The following is a 17384-nucleotide window of genomic DNA, read 5'->3' on the forward strand; positions in this document are numbered from 1 at the left end:
GGAGGCTCACGCCGCCGTGGTCAGCCGCTCCCGGTCCCTCGGGACGAACCGGACCCGGGGGTGGCCGCGGTGCCAGCCCACCGTCAGGCGCAGGCCGCCGACGCGGGCCAGGACCAGGCCGACGACCGCGGCGGCCGCCGCCGAGACGACGCCGCCGAGGGCGAAGCCGATCCGGGCGCCGTAGGTGTCGGTGATCCAGCCGACGACGGGCGCGCCCAGCGGCGTACCGCCCATGAACACCATCATGAACAGGGCCATCACCCGGCCCCGCATGGCGGGGTCGGTGGCCATCTGCACGGCGGTGTTCGCGGTGACGTTGACCGTCAGGCCGCAGACCCCGATCGGCACCATGAGCAGCGCGAACAACCAGTACGACGGGGCCAGCGCGGCCACCACCTCCAGCGTGCCGAAGGCCAGCGCGGCGGCGGTCAGGACGCGCAGCCGGGCCGTGCCGCGCCGGGCGGCGAGCAGGGCGCCGCACAGGGAGCCGACGGCCATCAGGGTGTTGAAGAGGCTGTAGGAGCCGGCGCCGGAGTGGAAGACGTGGTCCGCGTAGGCCGACAGCCACACCGGGAAGTTGAAGCCGAAGGTGCCGATGAAACCGACGAGGACGATCGGCCAGATCAGCTCGGGCCGCCCGGCCACGTACTGCAGGCCCTCGCGCAGCTGTCCCTTGCCGCGCGGGGCGCGCTCGACGACGTGCAGCTCGCGGGCGCGCATCAGCAGCAGGCCGGCGATGGGCGCGACGAAGGACAGGCCGTTGGCGAGGAACGCCCAGCCGGTGCCCACGCCGGTGATCATCACACCGGCGACGGCCGGGCCGACCAGGCGGGCGGACTGGAAGTTCGCGGAGTTCAGGCTGACCGCGTTCTGCAGCTGCTCGGGGCCGACCATCTCGGAGACGAAGGACTGCCGGGCCGGGTTGTCGACCACCGTGGCGAGGCCCACGGCGAAGGCGGCGACGTAGACGTGCCAGACCTGGACGTGGCCGGAGAGTGTGAGGAAGGCGAGCACCAGGCCCGTCAGGGCCATGGCGGACTGGGTGACCAGCAGCGCGGGGCGCTTGGGGAGCCGGTCGACCAGGACACCGCCGTACAGGCCGAACAGCAGCATCGGCAGGAACTGCAGGGCGGTGGTGATGCCGACCGCCGCGGAGGAGCCGGTGAGGCTGAGGACGAGCCAGTCCTGGGCGATGCGCTGCATCCAGGTGCCGGTGTTGGAGACGACCTGGCCGAGGAAGAAGAGGCGGTAGTTCCGGATCTTCAGCGAGCTGAACATCGAGGAGGTGCGGGCGGTGGGGGTAGTGGGGGTGGCCGGTGCGGGGGCGGAAGGTGTTCCGGATCCCGTACTCAAAAGCGTTCGCCTCCTACATCAGCGGGCTTACAGGTGTGCGAGCTTCTCCAGCACGGGGGCGGCGGCGCGCAGGGCGGCCCACTCGTCCTCGTCGAGGCCCTCGATCAGGCCGGCCAGGAACGCGTTGCGCTTGCGGCGGCTCTCCTCGAGCATCGCCTCGGCCTGCTCGGTCTGGGTGACGACCTTCTGGCGCCGGTCCTCGGGGTGCGGCTCCAGCCGGACCAGCCCCTTGGACTCGAGCAGCGCGACGATGCGGGTCATCGACGGCGGCTGGACGTGCTCCTTGCGGGCGAGCTCGCCCGGCGTGGCCGAGCCGCAGCGGGCGAGGGTGCCGAGCACCGACATCTCCGTCGGGCTCAGCGACTCGTCGACCCGCTGGTGCTTGAGCCGACGGGACAGCCGCATCACGGCGGAGCGGAGTGAGTTCACGGCGGCAGCGTCGTCGCCATGGGTGAGGTCCGGCATGTTCTTTAGGATATCTCATTACCCTGCCTAAAGACTACCGTGACACGCCGGGATGCCCGTGATACCCGCCACTGAACCGTTCGATCACTCGTATGAGTGAGTCGGTTCCGGAAAGTGACGCATCGGGGCCCCGGATGTGGCGACCCTCGTACGCATGGGGACCAGTGTGCTCAGCCTGCGGATAGACGGGGAGCTGCTCGAAAGGCTCCGGCACCATGCGGCGAAAAGAGGAATGAGCGTGCAGGACTATGTGGTCCGCACGCTCATCCGGGACGACTTCGACGAGCGGTTCCAGGCCGCCGTCGAGGAGACGGAGAAGTTCTACGGCGTCGGGTGACGCCCGCCGGTCAGGTGAGTCCCAGGGCCGGCATCAGGTAGTAGAAGGCGAAGACCGCCGAGACCAGGTACATGGGCACCGGGATCTCGCGGGCCCGGCCGGCCGCCAGGCGCAGCACGGTGAAGGTGATGAAGCCCATGCCGATGCCGTTCGTGATCGAGTAGGTGAACGGCATCATCAGCATCGTCACGAACGCCGGGATCGCGATCGTGTAGTCGGCCCAGTCGATCTCCTTGACCGAGTTGGACAGGATCAGGAACCCGACCGCGATCAGCGCCGGGGTCGCCGCCTGGGACGGGACCATCGTGGCGACCGGGGTGAGGAACAGCGCGACGGCGAAGAGGCCGCCCGTGACGACGTTCGCGAGGCCCGTGCGGGCGCCCTCGCCGACGCCGGCGGTGGACTCCACGAAGGCGGTGGTGGCCGACGAGGAGCTGGCGCCGCCCGCCGCGACCGCGAGGCCGTCGATGAACAGGACCTTGTTGATGCCCGGCATGTAGCCCTCGGCGTCCGTCAGCTTCGCCTCGTCGCTGACGCCCATGATCGTGCCCATCGCGTCGAAGAAGCACGACAGCAGGACCGTGAAGACGAACAGGATGCCGGTCAGCACGCCGACCTTGGAGAAACCGCCGAACAGGCTGACGTGACCGACCAGGCCGAAGTCGGGGGTGGCGACCGGGTTGCCGGGCCACTTGGGGACGGTCAGGCCCCAGGACGGGATCGTGGTGACGGCGTTGAGGACGACCGCGAGGACGGTCATGCCGACGATCGAGATCAGGATCGCGCCCGGCGTCTTGCGCACGATCAGCGCGAAGGTGAGCAGCACGCCGAGGATGAAGACCAGCACCGGCCAGCCGTGCAGATGGCCGCCCACGCCGAGCTGGACCGGGACGGTGGTCTGGGCGGCGTCCGGCATGCGCGTGATGAAGCCGGAGTCGACCAGGCCGATCAGCATGATGAACAGGCCGATACCGATCGAGATCGCCTTGCGCAGCCCGAACGGCACGGCGTTCATCACGCGCTCGCGCAGGCCGGTGGCGACCAGCAGCATGACCACGAAGCCCGCGAGGACGACCATGCCCATCGCGTCGGGCCAGGACATCCGGGGCGCCAGCTGCAGCGCGACGACCGAGTTCACGCCGAGGCCGGCGGCGAGCGCGATCGGCACGTTGCCGATGACGCCCATGAGCAGGGTGGTGAACGCGGCCGTCAGCGCGGTCGCCGTCACCAGCTGGCCGTTGTCCAGATGGTGCCCGTACATGTCCTTCGCGCTGCCGAGGATGATCGGGTTCAGCACGATGATGTACGCCATCGCGAAGAAGGTGGCGAAACCGCCGCGGACCTCACGGGCGACGGAGCTGCCGCGCTCGGAGATCCGGAAGTAGCGGTCGAGCGCGCCCTGGGCGGGCGCACCGCCCGGCATTTCGGGGGTGGGGACCTTGGCGGGTGCCGAGGTGGACATGCGTTACCTCATCACCGACGGGGTTCCCCCGAGCCCCGTTGGAGTTTCGTACGAACAGAAGTGGACACAGACAAACGGTTTCAGTATGAAGGTATGAGTCGTAGATCGCTATCTCCGCGCGTAGACCTGATCGCCTCGTAAGCTGTGCGGTATGGCCAAGTGGACTCCCAAGCACGAGGCGCCGGAGCCCCTGGAGGGCCCGGTGGTCGCCACCGTCACCGGCGGGACGATCGTCTGGTTCGCCCTCTTCCTCGTGCAGCTGCCCTTCTACGGCTGGTTCCGGGACCACGGGCACCTGTGGTGGCTGTGGACCTGCCTGGCCGGCGGCGGACTGGGGCTGATCGGCATCTGGTACGTCAGGAGGCGGGACGCGGCGATCAAGAAGGCGGCGGGGCTGCGGTCGACGTCGGCTCACTAGCTCGGCCGGCCGGAAGGCGGGCAAGGGGGCAAATCGGCACGTACCGTCGATGACATGAGCCATATCGACGCGGGCGCCGAACTCGATCCCGTGCACCCGGTGGCCCTGCCCGCGAGCCGGCCGGCCGGGCTGACCGCCGCGGAAGTGGCCGAGCGGCGTGCGCGCGGGCAGGTCAACGACGTACCCGTGCGCAGCAGCCGGTCGCTGGGCGAGATCGTCCGGGCCAACGTCTTCACCCGGTTCAACGCGATCATCGGCGTGCTGTGGCTGATCGTGCTCTTCGTCGCGCCGATCCAGGACGGCCTGTTCGGCTTCGTGATCCTTGCCAACACCGGCATCGGCATCGTCCAGGAGTGGCGGGCCAAGCAGACCCTCGACGCGCTCGCGGTGATCGGCGAGGCCCGGCCGACGGTGCGTCGCGACGGCACCGCCCTCCCGGTGGCCGTCCACGAGATCGTGCTCGGCGACCTGATCGAGGTCGGTCCGGGCGACAAGGTCGTGGTCGACGGGGTCTGCGCGGAGGCCGACGGGCTGGAGATCGACGAGTCGCTGCTCACCGGCGAGGCGGACCCCGTGGTCAAACGGGCCGGCGATCCGGTGCTGTCCGGCAGTTTCGTGGTCGCGGGCGGCGGCGCCTTCCAGGCGACCAGGGTCGGCCGCGAGGCCTATGCGGCCCGGCTGGCCGAGGAGGCCTCCCGCTTCACCCTGGTCCACTCCGAACTGCGCACCGGCATCTCCACGATCCTCAAGTACGTCACCTGGATGATGGTCCCGGCCGCGGCCGGGCTCGTCGTCACCCAGCTCGTCGTCAAGAACCACGGCCTGAAGGACGCGGTGGCCCGCACGGTCGGCGGCATCGTCCCGATGGTCCCCGAGGGGCTGGTGCTGCTCACCTCGGTGGCCTTCGCGATCGGCGTCATCCGGCTCGGCCGGAAACAGTGCCTGGTGCAGGAGCTGCCGGCGATCGAGGGGCTGGCCCGCGTCGACACCGTCTGCCTGGACAAGACCGGCACCCTCACCGAGGGCGGCATGGACGTCACCGAGCTGCGGCCGCTGGACGGCGCCGACGAAGCGTACATACGCAAGGTGCTCGGCGCGCTCGGCGAGTCCGACCCGCGGCCCAACGCCTCCCTCCAGGCGATCATCGACGCCTGCCCGGACAGCGAGGACTGGCGCTGCGTGGAGTCGCTGCCGTTCTCCTCGGCCCGCAAGTACAGCGGGGCCGCGTTCAGCGAGGCCGACGGCGAGTCCAGCACCTGGCTGCTGGGCGCCCCGGACGTCCTCCTGCCGCCCGGCGACCCGGCCCTGGCCGAGACCGAGCGCCTCAACGAGCAGGGGCAGCGGGTGCTGCTGCTGACCCGTACGAGCCGCGACCTGGACGACCCCGACCCGGCCCGCGGCGGCCGGCCCACCGCCCTCGTCGTCCTGGAGCAGCGGCTGCGGCCCGACGCCGCCGACACCCTGCGCTACTTCGCGGAGCAGGACGTCCGCGCCAAGGTCGTCTCCGGCGACAACGCGGTGTCGGTCGGTGCGGTCGCCGGCAAGCTCGGCCTCACGGGGACGGCCGTGGACGCGCGGCACCTGCCCGCCGACCGGGCGGGGATGGCCGAGGCACTGGACCGGGCCACGGTGTTCGGGCGGGTCACCCCGCGGCAGAAGCGGGACATGGTCGGGGCACTGCAGTCGCGCGGGCACACGGTCGCGATGACCGGCGACGGCGTGAACGACGTGCTCGCGCTGAAGGACGCCGACATCGGGGTGGCCATGGGCTCCGGCTCGGAGGCGACCCGGGCGGTGGCGCAGATCGTGCTGCTGGACAACAGTTTCGCGAGCCTGCCGTCGGTGGTCGCGGAGGGCCGCCGGGTGATCGGCAACATCACGCGGGTGGCGACGCTGTTCCTGGTGAAGACCGTCTACTCGGTGCTGCTGGCGGTCCTGGTGGTCTGCGCACAGGTCGCATACCCCTTCCTGCCCCGGCACCTGACCCTGCTGTCCACCCTCACCATCGGCGTCCCGGCGTTCTTCCTGGCCCTGGCGCCCAACAAGGAGCGGGCGAGACCGCACTTCGTGCGCCGCGTGATGCGGTACGCGGTGCCGGGCGGCGTGGTGGCGGGGGCGGCGACCTTCGTGACGTATCTGATCGCCCGGGGGGTGTACACGGGAAGCGACCGGTTGGCCGCGCAGACCAGCGCGGCGACGCTGACCCTGTTCCTGGTCTCCCTGTGGATCCTGGCGATCATCGCCCGCCCCTACACCTGGTGGCGGCTGGCCCTGGTGGCCGCGATGGGAGCGGCGTTCCTGCTGGTGCTGGCCGTGCCCGCGCTGCAGGCCTTCTTCGCGCTGAGGCTGGTGGGGCTCACGATGCCGTGGACCGCCGTCGGCGTCGCGGTGGTGGCGGCGGCCGCCCTGGAGTGGCTCTGGGCCTGGGTCGGCCGCCGCTTTCCCGACTAGGCCGGGGTCACTTCACGCCGACGTACACGCCCGTGGCGCTGACCGCCGGAGTGGTCGTGGTGCCGGCGAAGGAGTAGCGCCAGTAGCCGCTGTAGTTCGCGGTGGCGCTGGTCTTCAGGTTGCCGGAGGAGTCGGTGTACACCGTCTTGACGGTGGTGTACGTGGTGGTGCCCGCCTTGCGGAACTGGAGCTTGACCGGCTGGTTGGTGTAGCCGTGGTACAGGTTGTCGTCCCAGTTCGCGCGGGAGAGCTTGCCCGACACCGTGAAGGTCTTGCCCTTGTAGACGGACGTCGAGCTGACGGTGGTCGTCAGCTTGGAGTAGCGCTGCACCAGGGTGGTGCCCAGGCCGCTCTGGTCCTTGAAGCCGACCTTGCTCATGTCGGGGTTCTGCTGGTCCTGGCCGTTGAAGGCGACGGCCTCGGCGGCCACGTTCCAGGTACCGGCGTCCGCGCTCTTCGGGTCGGCGTCGGTCGGGTAGATGTCGATGGAGCCCTTGCAGGTGGCCGTGGTCGACGTGACGTCGGTGCAGGTGGCCGGGTTGTCGCCGTACAGCTCGGGGGCGGTGTCGCTGTAGGTGCCGTGGTAGAGGAAGGCGTCCGTGTAGAAGTCGCTCGCGTGGATGTTCACGTCCGAGCCGTGCGTCAGCGTGTACGAGTACGAGACGCTGACCTTGTTGGTGCTGCCGACCTTGATCGCCTTGGCGATCGAGACGCCGGAGAAGCCGGCGTTCAGCGTGTAGGGGGTGCCCGAGTCGGTGACGGCCTGCGCGGCCGGGACTGCGAGGGCGGTGATGGCCAGGGCGCCGGAAGCGGCGGCCACGGCGGCACGTATGCGCATGTGCGTTCCCTTGGAGGGAGAAGTGATCGTGGAGTCGGTCGACTCACGCGATCAGATCCGCGAGGGCTGCCGCCGGTTGTACGGCCGGAGCCCCCGCGGACCGGATTTTGTGCCGCGCTTACCGATCCATTACTGCACGTCGACGAAGTCGCCCGTGGCGTTGACCGCCGGGGTGGTCGAGGTGCCCGCGAAGGAGAAGCGCCAGTAGCCGTCGACCGAGGCGGTGGTCGTCGTCTTCAGGTTGCCGTACCCGTCCGACTTGATCGTCTTCAGGGTGGTGTAGGTGCTGGAGCTCTTCTTGCGGAACTGCAGCTTCACGGACTGGTTGGTGTAGCCGTGGTACTTGTTGTCCTCCCAGTTGGCCCGGGAGAGCTTGCCGGTGACCGTGATGGTCTTGCCCTTCTTCACCGGCTCGGGGGAGGCGTTGACCGTCAGCTTGGAGTAGCGCTGGACCAGTGTGGTGCCGAGGGCGCCCTGGTCGGCGTAACCGACCTTGGTGATGTCGAAGTCGGGGCTGCTCGGGTCCTGGCCGTTGTACGCGATGGCGAGGGCGCCGCCGTGCCAGGTGCCGGCGTCGGAGTTCATCAGCTCGCCCTCGGCCGGGTAGACGTCGATGTTGCCCTTGCAGCTGGCGGTGGTCGACGTGACGTCCGTGCAGGTGGCCGGGTAGTCGCCGAAGAGCATGTTGTCCGGCGTGTCGAACGCGCCCTTGTAGATGTAGGGGCCGGTGAGGAAGTCGTCGGCCTTGATGTCGACGTCCGCGCCGTGGGTCATCGTGTAGGTGACCGTGGTGGCGACGTGGTTGGTCGTGCCGACCTTGACCGCGCCGGCGATCTTGAAGTTGGAGAAGGTGACGTCCATCGCGTACGGCTCGTCGGTGTCGCTCGAGGCGGCGAACGCGGTCTTGCCGGAGGAGGCCTTCTGGGCGGCCTCGCGGATCTTGAGGATGTCGGCCTTGGAGGGCGTCGCGGAGCCGCCGGCGGCCTGCGCGGCAGGCACGACGAGGGCGGAGAGGGCCAGGGCGCCGGAGACGGCGGCCACGGTGGCGCGAATACGCATGCGTTCCCCTGTGTGGAGAAAGTGGACCCGAGGTCCAAAGTGATCAAGGAGTCAGTCGACTCACGGCATCAGACCCGCGAGGGAATCGACTGGTTGTACGACGGAAGCCGGGAGTTCCCGGCAGCTTCACCGGACGGCCACCCCACGTTCGCCGACGCGGGCGGCGCTCACCGCCGCGACGGCCGAGGCGCCCCGCGCGGGGGAAGGCGTACCGAAGCCGCCGGCCGGCGCGGCCGGGACAGCGAGGATGCCGGCGGCGGTGGTGGCGCGTGGACGCATGTGTCCCCCTGCGTGCGTGGCGATGGCTGAAGTCCGGTGACTTCGGTGGGTCAGACTCGGCACACAGGGGAACGGTTGTACGGAAGTTGAAGAAGTTGTGAGAGATTTCCGGAGGCGGTCGCCGGGGCGCCGTCAGTCGAACCAGCGGTCCCGGGCCAGCTCCTCCGTCCGTGACGGGTCCTCCAGCAGGGCCGCCACCTCGAAACGCCGGGGCCACTGTCCCGCCGCCCACGCCAGCCCGGCCGCGACCCCCTCCAGGGTGGCCGCGTGCAGCACGCCGTCGTCGGTGAGCCGCCAGTCGATCTCCACACCGTCCACGACGAGTTCGTCGTGCTCCACGTACGTCTCGGGCATGCGCGGGCCGAGCAGCACCCGCACCGGCTCCGGCACCTCGTGCTCGGTCCCCTCGGAGTGCACCTCGCCGGTGACGGACTCGCTCAGCCGCCGCACCTGGAACAGCTCCGCCAGCTCGGCCGCGCGGGACGGCCGTACCGGCAGCAGCGGGACGCCCGCGGTGAACGGCAGCAGGTCGGGCGAGTCGACCACGACCGCCTCCGCCGCGTCCACGACCTCCACCCGGCCGTCGACCACGGCCCGCAGCTCCTCCGGCAGGGTCACCTGCTCGGGGTCCATCTCCGCCAGCGCCCCGTACAGGCCGTGCAGTTGGGCGGGCGTCACGGTGCGCGCGGGGTCGGCGAGCCGGTCCAGCAGCTCGGCGGCGCCGCCGGGCTCGTCCAGCAGGGCCGCGACCGAGGTGCGCACGCCCAGGGCGCGCAGCACCTGCTCGTCCTCGAACCCGGTGGCGTCGGCCTCGTCGTACAGCCCGCGCAGCAGCGGGTCCCCGCCGGCGGTGAGCAGCCCGGCCGGGCGGCGCCCGTCGAGCACCGGGTGCCCGCGCAGCCACCAGGCGGTGTACGGCCGTACGGTGTCGTGGGTGCCGTCGTGCAGCAGGATGCGGACCGGCTGGGTGAGCGCGTCCCGCAGCGGGGGCTGCGCGAGCAGCGCGAGGGCCTCGGGCCAGCGGTCGTCGTCCACCAGGTCCAGGTCGCGCACGGCGACCAGCTCGGTGGCGACCGGCGGCACCGGGCTGTCCGGGAAGCGGTCGAGGACGTCCTCGCACCACACGTCGACGGCGTCCAGCAGCCCGGCGTCGTCGGGCTCGGCGAAGTCGCTCTCCCTGGGCTCCAGTTCGTCCGGGTCCAGGACCACGTCGGTGGCGCGGACCAGCGCGAAGTTCGCGAGCACGCCGCAGGCGGCCAGCGGCTGCTCGCCCCACTTGTCGGCCAGCTCCTGGTCCACGGCGGCCAGTTCGCCCTCGCGGATCACCCGGGCGAAGGGGCTGCCGGGGAAGACGAGTTCGCCGGCGGGGGCCGGTTCCCCGTCCTCGTCGGGCAGGGCGAGCGCGCCCAGCCAGGGCTCGTCGCCGGGCTCGAGGCCCGCGTCCCGGACCAACGCGAGGACGGTGTCGGCCAGTTCCTCCGCGTCCGGGGCGTCCTCCTCCCAGCCCCCGATGCCGCCCTCGTCGTCCAGCGAGGCGGCGACGGCGGCGCGCACCTGCGGGGTGGTGAGCACCGCGCGCGGGGTGGCGGGCAGCGCGCCCAGCTTCTCCAGCAGCGGGTGCGCGGCTTCCTCGTGGGCCACCTTCAGGCCGAGCCGCCCGAGGACGTCCGCGTCGATCCGGGCGGCGTCGGGGGTGGGCAGCAGGACCTGCCGGGGGCCGATGGTGGTCCGCCCGTCGGCGAGCGGCACCGGGAGTCCGGACAGCCGGTCGGGGTCGACCCCGGCGAGGCTGTCGTAGAGCCGCCACCACCAGCCGGGGTCCTTCTCCAGGCCGGCGAGCCGGTCGACGGCGTCGGCGAGCCGCAGCCGGGCCACCCCGAGGGTGCGCAGCTCGACGCGCCGCTCCAGTCCGGCGGGCAGCAGGGTGGGCAGCACCTCGGCGAGCACCCGCACGGTGTCGGCACCGGCGCCCTCCACGACCTCGGCGTCCCGGGGCCGCAGCGCCTGCGGCAGCTCGTGGTCGTCGCCCTGCGCGAGGACGGCCGGGGGCAGGAAGGCGGTGCGCGGCAGCCGCTCCAGCACGGCCTGCCGCAGCGCGCCGTCCAGCTCGCCCTTGCCGAGCGGTCCCGGCACCAGGTCGATGATGCCGTCGGTCACCGGCCGCCAGTCGGCGAGCAGTTCGGCGTAGGCGTCGGCGGCGCGCTGCACCAGGAAGTCGGTGAGCGGGCCGGGAGCGGTGTGCCGGCGGGTGGTGTCGAGCGGGAAGGAGGCGATGAGCAGGGCGGGCACGCCGAGCGGCTCGTCGCTGGGGGTCGGCGCGTGCACGACGGGCGTGGTCCGGGGCCGCACCGGCCGCCCGTCCGCGTCCTCGGGCACGGCCCAGGTCACCGACCAGTGGGGGCGCAGCCGCTCCTCCACGGGCCGGTCGGCGAGCAGGTCGGGGGTGAGCGGGCCGTGCGCGGAGGCGGTGCGCCACCGGGTGGTGCCGGCGCGGGAGTCCTCCACCACGACGACGGCGCCCTCGTCGCGGCGGCGCAGGGTGCGCTCGGCGCCGCCGGCCTCGATGACGACCTCGGTCAGGCCCGGCAGGGCGAGGAGCAGCGCGTCGTCGACGGCGTTCAGCAGCCGCTCGGCGAGATCGGCGGCGGCCGCGTCCCGCAGGGGCAGGATGACGGCGGTGTCGTACGGGTCCGGGGCGGTGCCCTCGGCGGCGAACGGCAGCCGGAGCAGCGGCACATGGCCGTCCCGCCGCCGCACCTCGTCGCCCAGGCCAGGGCTGTGCCGGGCGGTCTCGGCGGCCAGCTCCCGCGCCTCGCCGAGCGACCAGCGGACACCGCCGTGCCGGCCCACGATCGCGGGTTCGTCGGTCACCGCGAGCACGGCGGCGAACCCGACCCCGAACCGGCCGACGGCGCCCTGAGTGACCTCCGTGTCCCGCTTGGCGGAGGCGCGCAGCGTGGACAGCGACTCGACACCGGCCGCGTCCAGCGGGGCGCCGGTGTTGGCGGCGACGAGGACGCCGCCGTGGAGGGTGAGCCGCAGCCGGCCGGGCACCCGCGCCCGGGCGGCGGCGTCGGCGGCGTTCTGGGCCAGCTCGACGACGAGCCGGTCCCGGTAGCCGCCGAGGACCAGGTCCTCCTCGGCGTTGGCGTCCTCCCGGAACCGGGCGGGGCTGGTGGCCCAGGCGTCGAGGACACCACGGCGCAGCCGGGCCGTCCCGAACGGATCGGCACCCTCGGCCGCCGGCCGCACGTACTTGCTGCTCACGTTCACACTCCTCATCACGCGTGAGGACGAAGGTACAGCGCGGCGCGGACGGATCCGCCGGTGAGCGGGCGGCCCCGCCCGGAGGGCGGGCGGCGGGAGGCCGACGACAGGGCCCGGAGCGGCTTCGCCGGCCGGCGGGCGGGGGTCGCCGCGGCTCGTACCCTCACCCGGTCGCGCCCGGCTTCCGGACGGTGAGAGCCCGGGTCAGGAATGCCCCAGTTCCGCCGTGTCCTCGTCGCCCGTCTCCGGGACCGAGCCCGAGTCGCGGGCGGGGCGCAGCGGGAAGGGGTCGACGCGGGTCTCGTCGATGACCGGCGGGGCCGGCTGGGGCGGCTTCGGCATGACGGCCGCCTCGGAGTGGCCGCCGCAGCCGTAGCCCAGGGAGACCACATGCCCGTCGGCGGGCGAGAACTCGTTGGCGCACACCCCGAACGCCTGCCCCAGGGAGCCGCCGATGGGTGCCAGGAAGCCGCACGTCATGCAGGTCGCGGGGGCCGCCTGGGCCATCGCGGTCTTGGCGCCGTACGACTCCTCCCAGCGGTCGGCGGCAACGTGCAGGCCGTAGCGGGACAGCACCCGGGCCCGGCGCATGCCCAGCTCCTCGGCGACGGCCGCGATCGAGCCCCGGGACGGGGCGGTGGGCTGGACGGCGGGGGCGCCGGGGGCGACGTCGGCGTCCTCGGCCTCCGCCAGCTCCGCCATCTCCTGGGAGACGGCCGAGTTCGGCGGCGGCTCCTCCTCACCCGTGTAACCGGGCTCCAGACGCAGGTCGTCCTGGTCGGTGGGGAGCAGATCGCCGGGGCCGAGGTCGCCGGGCCGCAGCCGCTCGCTCCACGGCACCCACTCGGGGGCGAGCAGGGCGTCGGGGCCGGGCAGCAGGACCACCTCGTCGAGCGTGACGATCCGGGCGCGGGAGGCGCGGGCCACGGTCGCCGCCCAGCGCCAGCCGCGGTAACCGGGCTCCTTGCACTCGAAGAAGTGCGTGACGACTCGGTCGCCCTCGGAGACGAGGCCCACGTGCTCCCCGACCACACCGGGAGCGGCGGCCTCCTCGGCGGCGGCGCGGGCGAGATCGACCGCCTCGGCGCACAGACGGTCGGGGGTGCGGCTTCGCGTGGTCGCTGCGCTCACAGGTATCGCTTCTCTCCTACGCCGTCTCGTCGAGGGCGGCTGCCTGAAGGCGGGCCTGCCGACGGAGCGGACCAGGGGACCGCATCGACGTCATGCATCCGCGCGCTCGGGCGCACCTCTGCCATCCATTCTGCGTTATGGCTGAGATAGGCACGCTACACCGAACAAGATTCCTCGCCGCCACGCGGGATTCCTTCCCGTCCGCCCGCCCCTCGGCCTCATCCGCGCGGGACCGCACTATCCACCCGCTTCTCAGGGCACTATGAACCACGTGGCGACCGCGGACAGGCGTGGTGTTCGAGGTGGCGGTGCGAGCCGGGCCGGTGGCGCCGTCCGTTCCGTCGGGCGTGCCCTGCACGTCCCCGTGACCGGGGCGGCGCGCGGGATCCGCAGAGCCACGCACGCGCACGGGGCGGGCGAGTCCGGCCTCGGCAAGCTGATCGAGCTGCACGCCGTCAACGGCGCGGGCGACGTGATGGTCACCGTCGCACTGGCGTCCACGGTGTTCTTCTCCGTGCCGACCGACGAGGCGCGCGGCCGGGTCGCCCTGTACCTCGCCATCACCATGGCGCCCTTCACCGTCCTCGCCCCGGTCATCGGCCCGCTCCTGGACCGGCTGCCGCACGGCCGGCGCGCCGCCATGGCCGGGGCCATGCTCGCCCGCGCCCTGCTGGCACTGGTCGTCTCGGGCGCCGTGGCGAGCGGCAGCCTGGAGCTGTATCCGGCCGCGCTCGGGGTGCTGGTCGCGTCGAAGGCGTACGGCGTGGTGCGCAGCGCGGTCGTGCCGCGGCTGCTGCCGCCCCGGTTCTCCCTGGTGCGGGCCAACTCCCGGGTGACCCTCGCGGGGCTGCTGGCCACCGGTGTGGCCGCGCCGGTCGCGGCCGGGCTGCACCGGGTCGGCGATCCCTGGCCGCTGTACGGCGCCTTCCTGATCTTCGTCGGCGGGACGTTCCTGTCGTTCTCCCTGCCGCCCAAGGTGGACTCCGCCAAGGGCGAGGACGTGGCGCTGCTCGCTGCCGACGAGCAGCATCTGCACGGCACGCAGCGCCGGAAGGAGCGCGACAAGGAGGGGATCAAGCGGCCGGGGCTGCGGACCGTGGGCCCCGCCGTCACGCACGCGCTCGGCGCCAACGCGGCCCTGCGCTGCCTGTCCGGCTTCCTGATCTTCTTCCTCGCGTTCCTGCTGCGCGAGCACCCGCTGACCGGGGAGAGCGCGGCGGTCTCGCTCGGGATCGTGGGGGTCGCCGCCGGCGCGGGCAACGCGCTGGGCACGGCCGTCGGCTCCTGGCTCAGGTCACGCGCCCCGGAGATCATCATCGTGGCCGTCGTCGCGGTGGTGCTCGGCACGGCGATCGTGGCCGCCCTGTTCTTCGGGGCGTTCCTGGTGGCCTGTCTCGCGGCCGTCGCCGGATTCGGGCAGGCGCTGGCCAAGCTGGCCCTGGACGCGCTGATCCAGCGGGACGTTCCGGAGCTGGTGCGCACCTCGGCGTTCGCCCGCTCGGAGACGCTGCTGCAGATGGCGTGGGTGTTCGGCGGCGCCGTCGGCATCGTGCTGCCGCTGGACGGCACCGTCGGCCTGCTGATCGGCGCGGTGTTCGTCGCCGCCGGCTGGCTCACCACCCTCAGGGGCCTGCTCGCCTCGGCCCGGCACGGCGGCCGGCCGCACTCCCGGGTCGCCTGAGCTGCCGGGGGACGGCGAACCGGCGGCGGCGCTCCGGTCAGGGGCACGGCTGGCGTAACGAACCGGGCACGCCGCACCCCACGTGGGCGGACGGATCGGGGCGCCCGATAGCCTTCGGCCATGACCATGCTGCCCCGCGGCGAAGCCGCTGATGTACACCGGGCTGTGCGCCGCCGCCGCGTCGTCGTCGCCGCCGGCCTCGTCTCCGCCGGACTGCTCGCTCTGTCGGCCTGCGAGAAGCCGACGCCCGTCGCGACGGTGACCGTCGGCGACAGCTCGGTCAGCTCCGAGGCCATCTGCTACAACGACGGCAACGCGCTGGACGCCAAGACGCTGGCGAAGTGCGTCAAGAACGTCGGGAACGCCAAGTCGATCAAGGTCGACCAGGACGAGACGGTCCGCATCGGCGTCGACCCGAAGATCGCGGACTCCGGCTGGGTCCTCCTGGTCAACGGCCAGCAGTTCACCGACGTCAGCAACAAGACGTACCGCACCATCCCGGGCAGCGCGTTCTTCAACCAGCAGTACGGCACCCAGGGCGACACCAACACCGTCACGGTCCGGATGGGCTCGAAGTCCAACCAGGGCATGTGGTCGTTCAAGCTGAAGAAGGCCTGATCACGGCCTCGGCACGCATCCTCGTGGCCACCGCGGTCCCCGCCGAGCGGGACGCGGTGGCACGGGCGCTGCCCGGGGAGGCGGCCGAGGTACGGCTTCCCGGCGCGCTGCTGTGCCGCGCCGCGGGCGGCTGGGACCTGCTGGCCGCCGGCGTCGGCCCGGCCCTCGCCGCCGCGTCCACCGCCGGCGCCCTGACCGCCGCCGTCCTCGACGGCGCCCCGTACGACCTGGTCGTCTGCGCCGGGATCGGCGGCGGCTTCCCGCCCGAGGCGTCCGTCGGCTCGCTCGTCGTCGCCGACGCGATCACCGTGGCCGACCTGGGCGCAGAAACCACCGAAGGCTTCCTCCCGGTCACCGAGCTGGGCTTCGGCACCGTCACCCACCGGCCGCCGCGGGCCGCCGTGCGCCTGGTGTCCGAGGCCACCGGCGCCCGCACCGGCACCGTCCTCACCGTCTCCACCGTCACCGGGACCGCCGCCCGCGCCGCCGCCCTGCGCGCGCGGCACCCGGGCGCGCTCGCCGAGGGCATGGAGGGCTTCGGGGTCGCCGAGGCCGCCGCCGCGCACGGGCTGCCGGTGCTGGAGATCCGCGCGGTGTCCAACCCGGTCGGCCCGCGCGACCGCGCCGCCTGGCGCATCGGCGACGCGCTCACCGCCCTCACCGAGGCATTCGGGAAGCTCGCCCCCGCACTGGAGAGTTGGAAAACCGTATGACCGCTGAGCCCTTGCAGATCGCGTACTCCCCCTGCCCGAACGACACCTTCGTCTTCGACGCCCTCGCCCACGGCCGGGTCCCCGGCGGCCCCGCGCTGGACGTGACGTTCGCCGACATCGACATCACCAACGGCATGGCCGAGCGCGGCGAGTTCGACGTGCTGAAGGTGTCGTACGCCGTCCTGCCGTACGTCCTCGGCGACTACGCGCTGCTGCCGTGCGGCGGGGCGCTGGGCCGGGGCTGCGGGCCGCTGGTGCTCACCCGGGAGGCGGACGTCGACCTCACGGGCCGTACGGTCGCGGTGCCCAGCGAGAAGTCGACGGCGTACCTGCTCTTCCGCCTGTGGGCGGCGGACACCCTGCCCGGAGGGGTCGGCGAGATCGTCGTCATGCCCTTCCACGAGATCATGCCGGCCGTGCGGGACGGCAAGGTGGACGCCGGGCTCGTCATTCACGAGGCGCGGTTCACCTACCAGAACTACGGTCTGCACAAGCTCGCCGACATGGGCGAGCACTGGGAGCGGACCACCGGGCTGCCGATCCCGCTCGGCGCGATCATCGCCAGGCGCTCGCTGGGCGCGGAGCGGCTGAACCGGCTCGCCGACGCCGTCCGCGCCTCCGTGCGGGCCGCCTGGGACGACCCCGAGGCGTCCCGCCCGTACGTCATGGCGCACGCCCAGGAGATGGACCCGGCCGTGGCCGACCAGCACATCGGGCTGTACGTGAACGAGTTCACCGCCGACCTCGGCGAGGACGGCTACGCGGCGGTGCGCGGGCTGCTCACACGTGCGGCGGCCGAGGGGCTGGTGCCGCCCCTCGGCCCGGATGCGCTCGCTTTTCCGTAGTACGGCCTGGTGGTGCGGCCGGCTGACTCCCGTACGGCGGCTAGACGTCCAGCTGGTCGGCGACCGCGCGGAGCAGGCCGGCGATCTTCTTGCCGGAGGCCTTGTCCGGGTAGCGGCCCTTCTCGAGCATCGGGGTGATGTTCTCGAGGAGGGTCGTCAGGTCCTGCACGATCGAGGCCAGCTCGTCCGGCTTCTTGCGGGTGGCGGCGGCCACCGACGGGGTCGGCTCCAGGACGGTCACCGACAGGGCCTGGTCACCGCGCTGACCGGCGACGACGCCGAACTCGACGCGCTGTCCCGGCTTGAGTGCGTCGACTCCGGCGGGGAGAACAGAGGAATGGACGAAGACGTCACCGCCGTCGTCGCGGGAGAGAAAGCCGAAGCCCTTCTCACTGTTGAACCATTTGACACGCCCGGTCGGCACCGTCTGTCCTCGTCCTCGTACTAGTTGGGGAGACTGCTTCGAA

Annotated in this window: 16 protein-coding genes; 7 read left to right on the forward strand and 9 right to left on the reverse strand. The window is 72.4% G+C overall.

Translation table 11 applies throughout. The features are described from left to right. Nucleotides 1-6: 6 nt before the first annotated feature. Together ACGFZN_RS12395 and ACGFZN_RS12400 are read right to left on the reverse strand one after the other, a co-directional pair. Nucleotides 7-1353 carry an MFS transporter gene (locus ACGFZN_RS12395; RefSeq protein ID WP_393858404.1) on the reverse strand — a complete coding sequence of 449 codons (1347 nt, stop codon included), beginning with the start codon at nt 1351-1353 and terminating at the stop codon, nt 7-9. 27 nt (nt 1354-1380) lie between these two features. Continuing rightward, the gene (locus ACGFZN_RS12400) at nt 1381-1818 is read right to left on the reverse strand and encodes a MarR family winged helix-turn-helix transcriptional regulator (protein ID WP_393858405.1); all 438 of its coding nucleotides are present in this window, start codon (nt 1816-1818) and stop codon (nt 1381-1383) included. Between the two features lie 154 nt (nt 1819-1972). Between ACGFZN_RS12400 and ACGFZN_RS12405 the strand changes: the two genes are divergently transcribed. After that, nucleotides 1973-2155 carry a ribbon-helix-helix protein, CopG family gene (locus ACGFZN_RS12405; protein WP_330339246.1) on the forward strand — a complete coding sequence of 61 codons (183 nt, stop codon included), beginning with the start codon at nt 1973-1975 and terminating at the stop codon, nt 2153-2155. 10 nt (nt 2156-2165) lie between these two features. Here the strand turns inward: ACGFZN_RS12405 and ACGFZN_RS12410 are convergent, their stop codons facing one another. Next, nucleotides 2166-3617, reverse strand: a complete 1452-nt coding sequence (locus ACGFZN_RS12410) for an NCS2 family permease (protein WP_393858406.1) — start codon at nt 3615-3617, stop codon at nt 2166-2168. Between the two features lie 151 nt (nt 3618-3768). On the opposite strand from ACGFZN_RS12410, the gene ACGFZN_RS12415 reads away from it, so the two are divergent. Both ACGFZN_RS12415 and ACGFZN_RS12420 read left to right on the forward strand, forming a co-directional pair. After that, nucleotides 3769-4035, forward strand: coding sequence for a DUF2530 domain-containing protein (locus ACGFZN_RS12415; protein ID WP_393858407.1), 267 nt, complete (start codon nt 3769-3771; stop codon nt 4033-4035). A gap of 54 nt (nt 4036-4089) precedes the next feature. Continuing rightward, on the forward strand, nt 4090-6486 hold the full coding sequence (locus ACGFZN_RS12420) for an HAD-IC family P-type ATPase (RefSeq protein ID WP_393858408.1): 2397 nt from the start codon (nt 4090-4092) through the stop codon (nt 6484-6486). Nucleotides 6487-6493: 7 nt separating this feature from the next. Here ACGFZN_RS12420 and ACGFZN_RS12425 read toward each other — a convergent pair whose 3' ends face one another. From ACGFZN_RS12425 to ACGFZN_RS12445, 5 genes are all read right to left on the reverse strand, one after another. Then, nucleotides 6494-7324, reverse strand: coding sequence for a hypothetical protein (locus ACGFZN_RS12425; protein WP_393858409.1), 831 nt, complete (start codon nt 7322-7324; stop codon nt 6494-6496). Nucleotides 7325-7453: 129 nt separating this feature from the next. Then, complete coding sequence (locus ACGFZN_RS12430) at nt 7454-8383, reverse strand: hypothetical protein (protein WP_393858410.1); 930 nt, start codon at nt 8381-8383, stop codon at nt 7454-7456. Nucleotides 8384-8509: 126 nt separating this feature from the next. Beyond that, nucleotides 8510-8662 carry a hypothetical protein gene (locus ACGFZN_RS12435; protein ID WP_393858411.1) on the reverse strand — a complete coding sequence of 51 codons (153 nt, stop codon included), beginning with the start codon at nt 8660-8662 and terminating at the stop codon, nt 8510-8512. A 132-nt stretch (nt 8663-8794) separates the two neighbouring features. Next, a complete protein-coding gene (locus ACGFZN_RS12440) occupies nt 8795-11944 on the reverse strand; it encodes a sacsin N-terminal ATP-binding-like domain-containing protein (protein ID WP_393858412.1) in 3150 nt (1049 codons plus the stop codon). Nucleotides 11945-12133: 189 nt separating this feature from the next. After that, entirely contained in the window at nt 12134-13060 is a 927-nt protein-coding gene (locus ACGFZN_RS12445) for a DUF3027 domain-containing protein (protein ID WP_393858413.1), read from the reverse strand. 262 nt (nt 13061-13322) lie between these two features. Between ACGFZN_RS12445 and ACGFZN_RS12450 the strand changes: the two genes are divergently transcribed. From ACGFZN_RS12450 to ACGFZN_RS12465, 4 genes are all read left to right on the forward strand, one after another. After that, complete coding sequence (locus ACGFZN_RS12450; protein ID WP_393858414.1) at nt 13323-14741, forward strand: MFS transporter; 1419 nt, start codon at nt 13323-13325, stop codon at nt 14739-14741. A gap of 120 nt (nt 14742-14861) precedes the next feature. Then, complete coding sequence (locus tag ACGFZN_RS12455; protein ID WP_393858415.1) at nt 14862-15359, forward strand: DUF2771 domain-containing protein; 498 nt, start codon at nt 14862-14864, stop codon at nt 15357-15359. Beyond that, nucleotides 15332-16072, forward strand: coding sequence for a futalosine hydrolase (locus tag ACGFZN_RS12460; protein WP_393858416.1), 741 nt, complete (start codon nt 15332-15334; stop codon nt 16070-16072). The genes ACGFZN_RS12455 and ACGFZN_RS12460 overlap by 28 nt, the downstream gene beginning before the upstream one ends. Continuing rightward, a complete protein-coding gene (locus ACGFZN_RS12465; protein WP_393858417.1) occupies nt 16069-16917 on the forward strand; it encodes a 1,4-dihydroxy-6-naphthoate synthase in 849 nt (282 codons plus the stop codon). Before ACGFZN_RS12460 ends, ACGFZN_RS12465 begins: the two co-directional genes overlap by 4 nt. Nucleotides 16918-16957: 40 nt before the next feature. Here the strand turns inward: ACGFZN_RS12465 and ACGFZN_RS12470 are convergent, their stop codons facing one another. Further along, nucleotides 16958-17341, reverse strand: a complete 384-nt coding sequence (locus tag ACGFZN_RS12470) for a cold-shock protein (protein WP_330339234.1) — start codon at nt 17339-17341, stop codon at nt 16958-16960. Between the last annotated feature and the right edge of the window lie 43 nt (nt 17342-17384).

The sequence above is a fragment of the Streptomyces sp. NPDC048192 genome (genome assembly GCF_043202415.1).
Classification (GTDB): Bacteria; Actinomycetota; Actinomycetes; order Streptomycetales; family Streptomycetaceae; genus Streptomyces.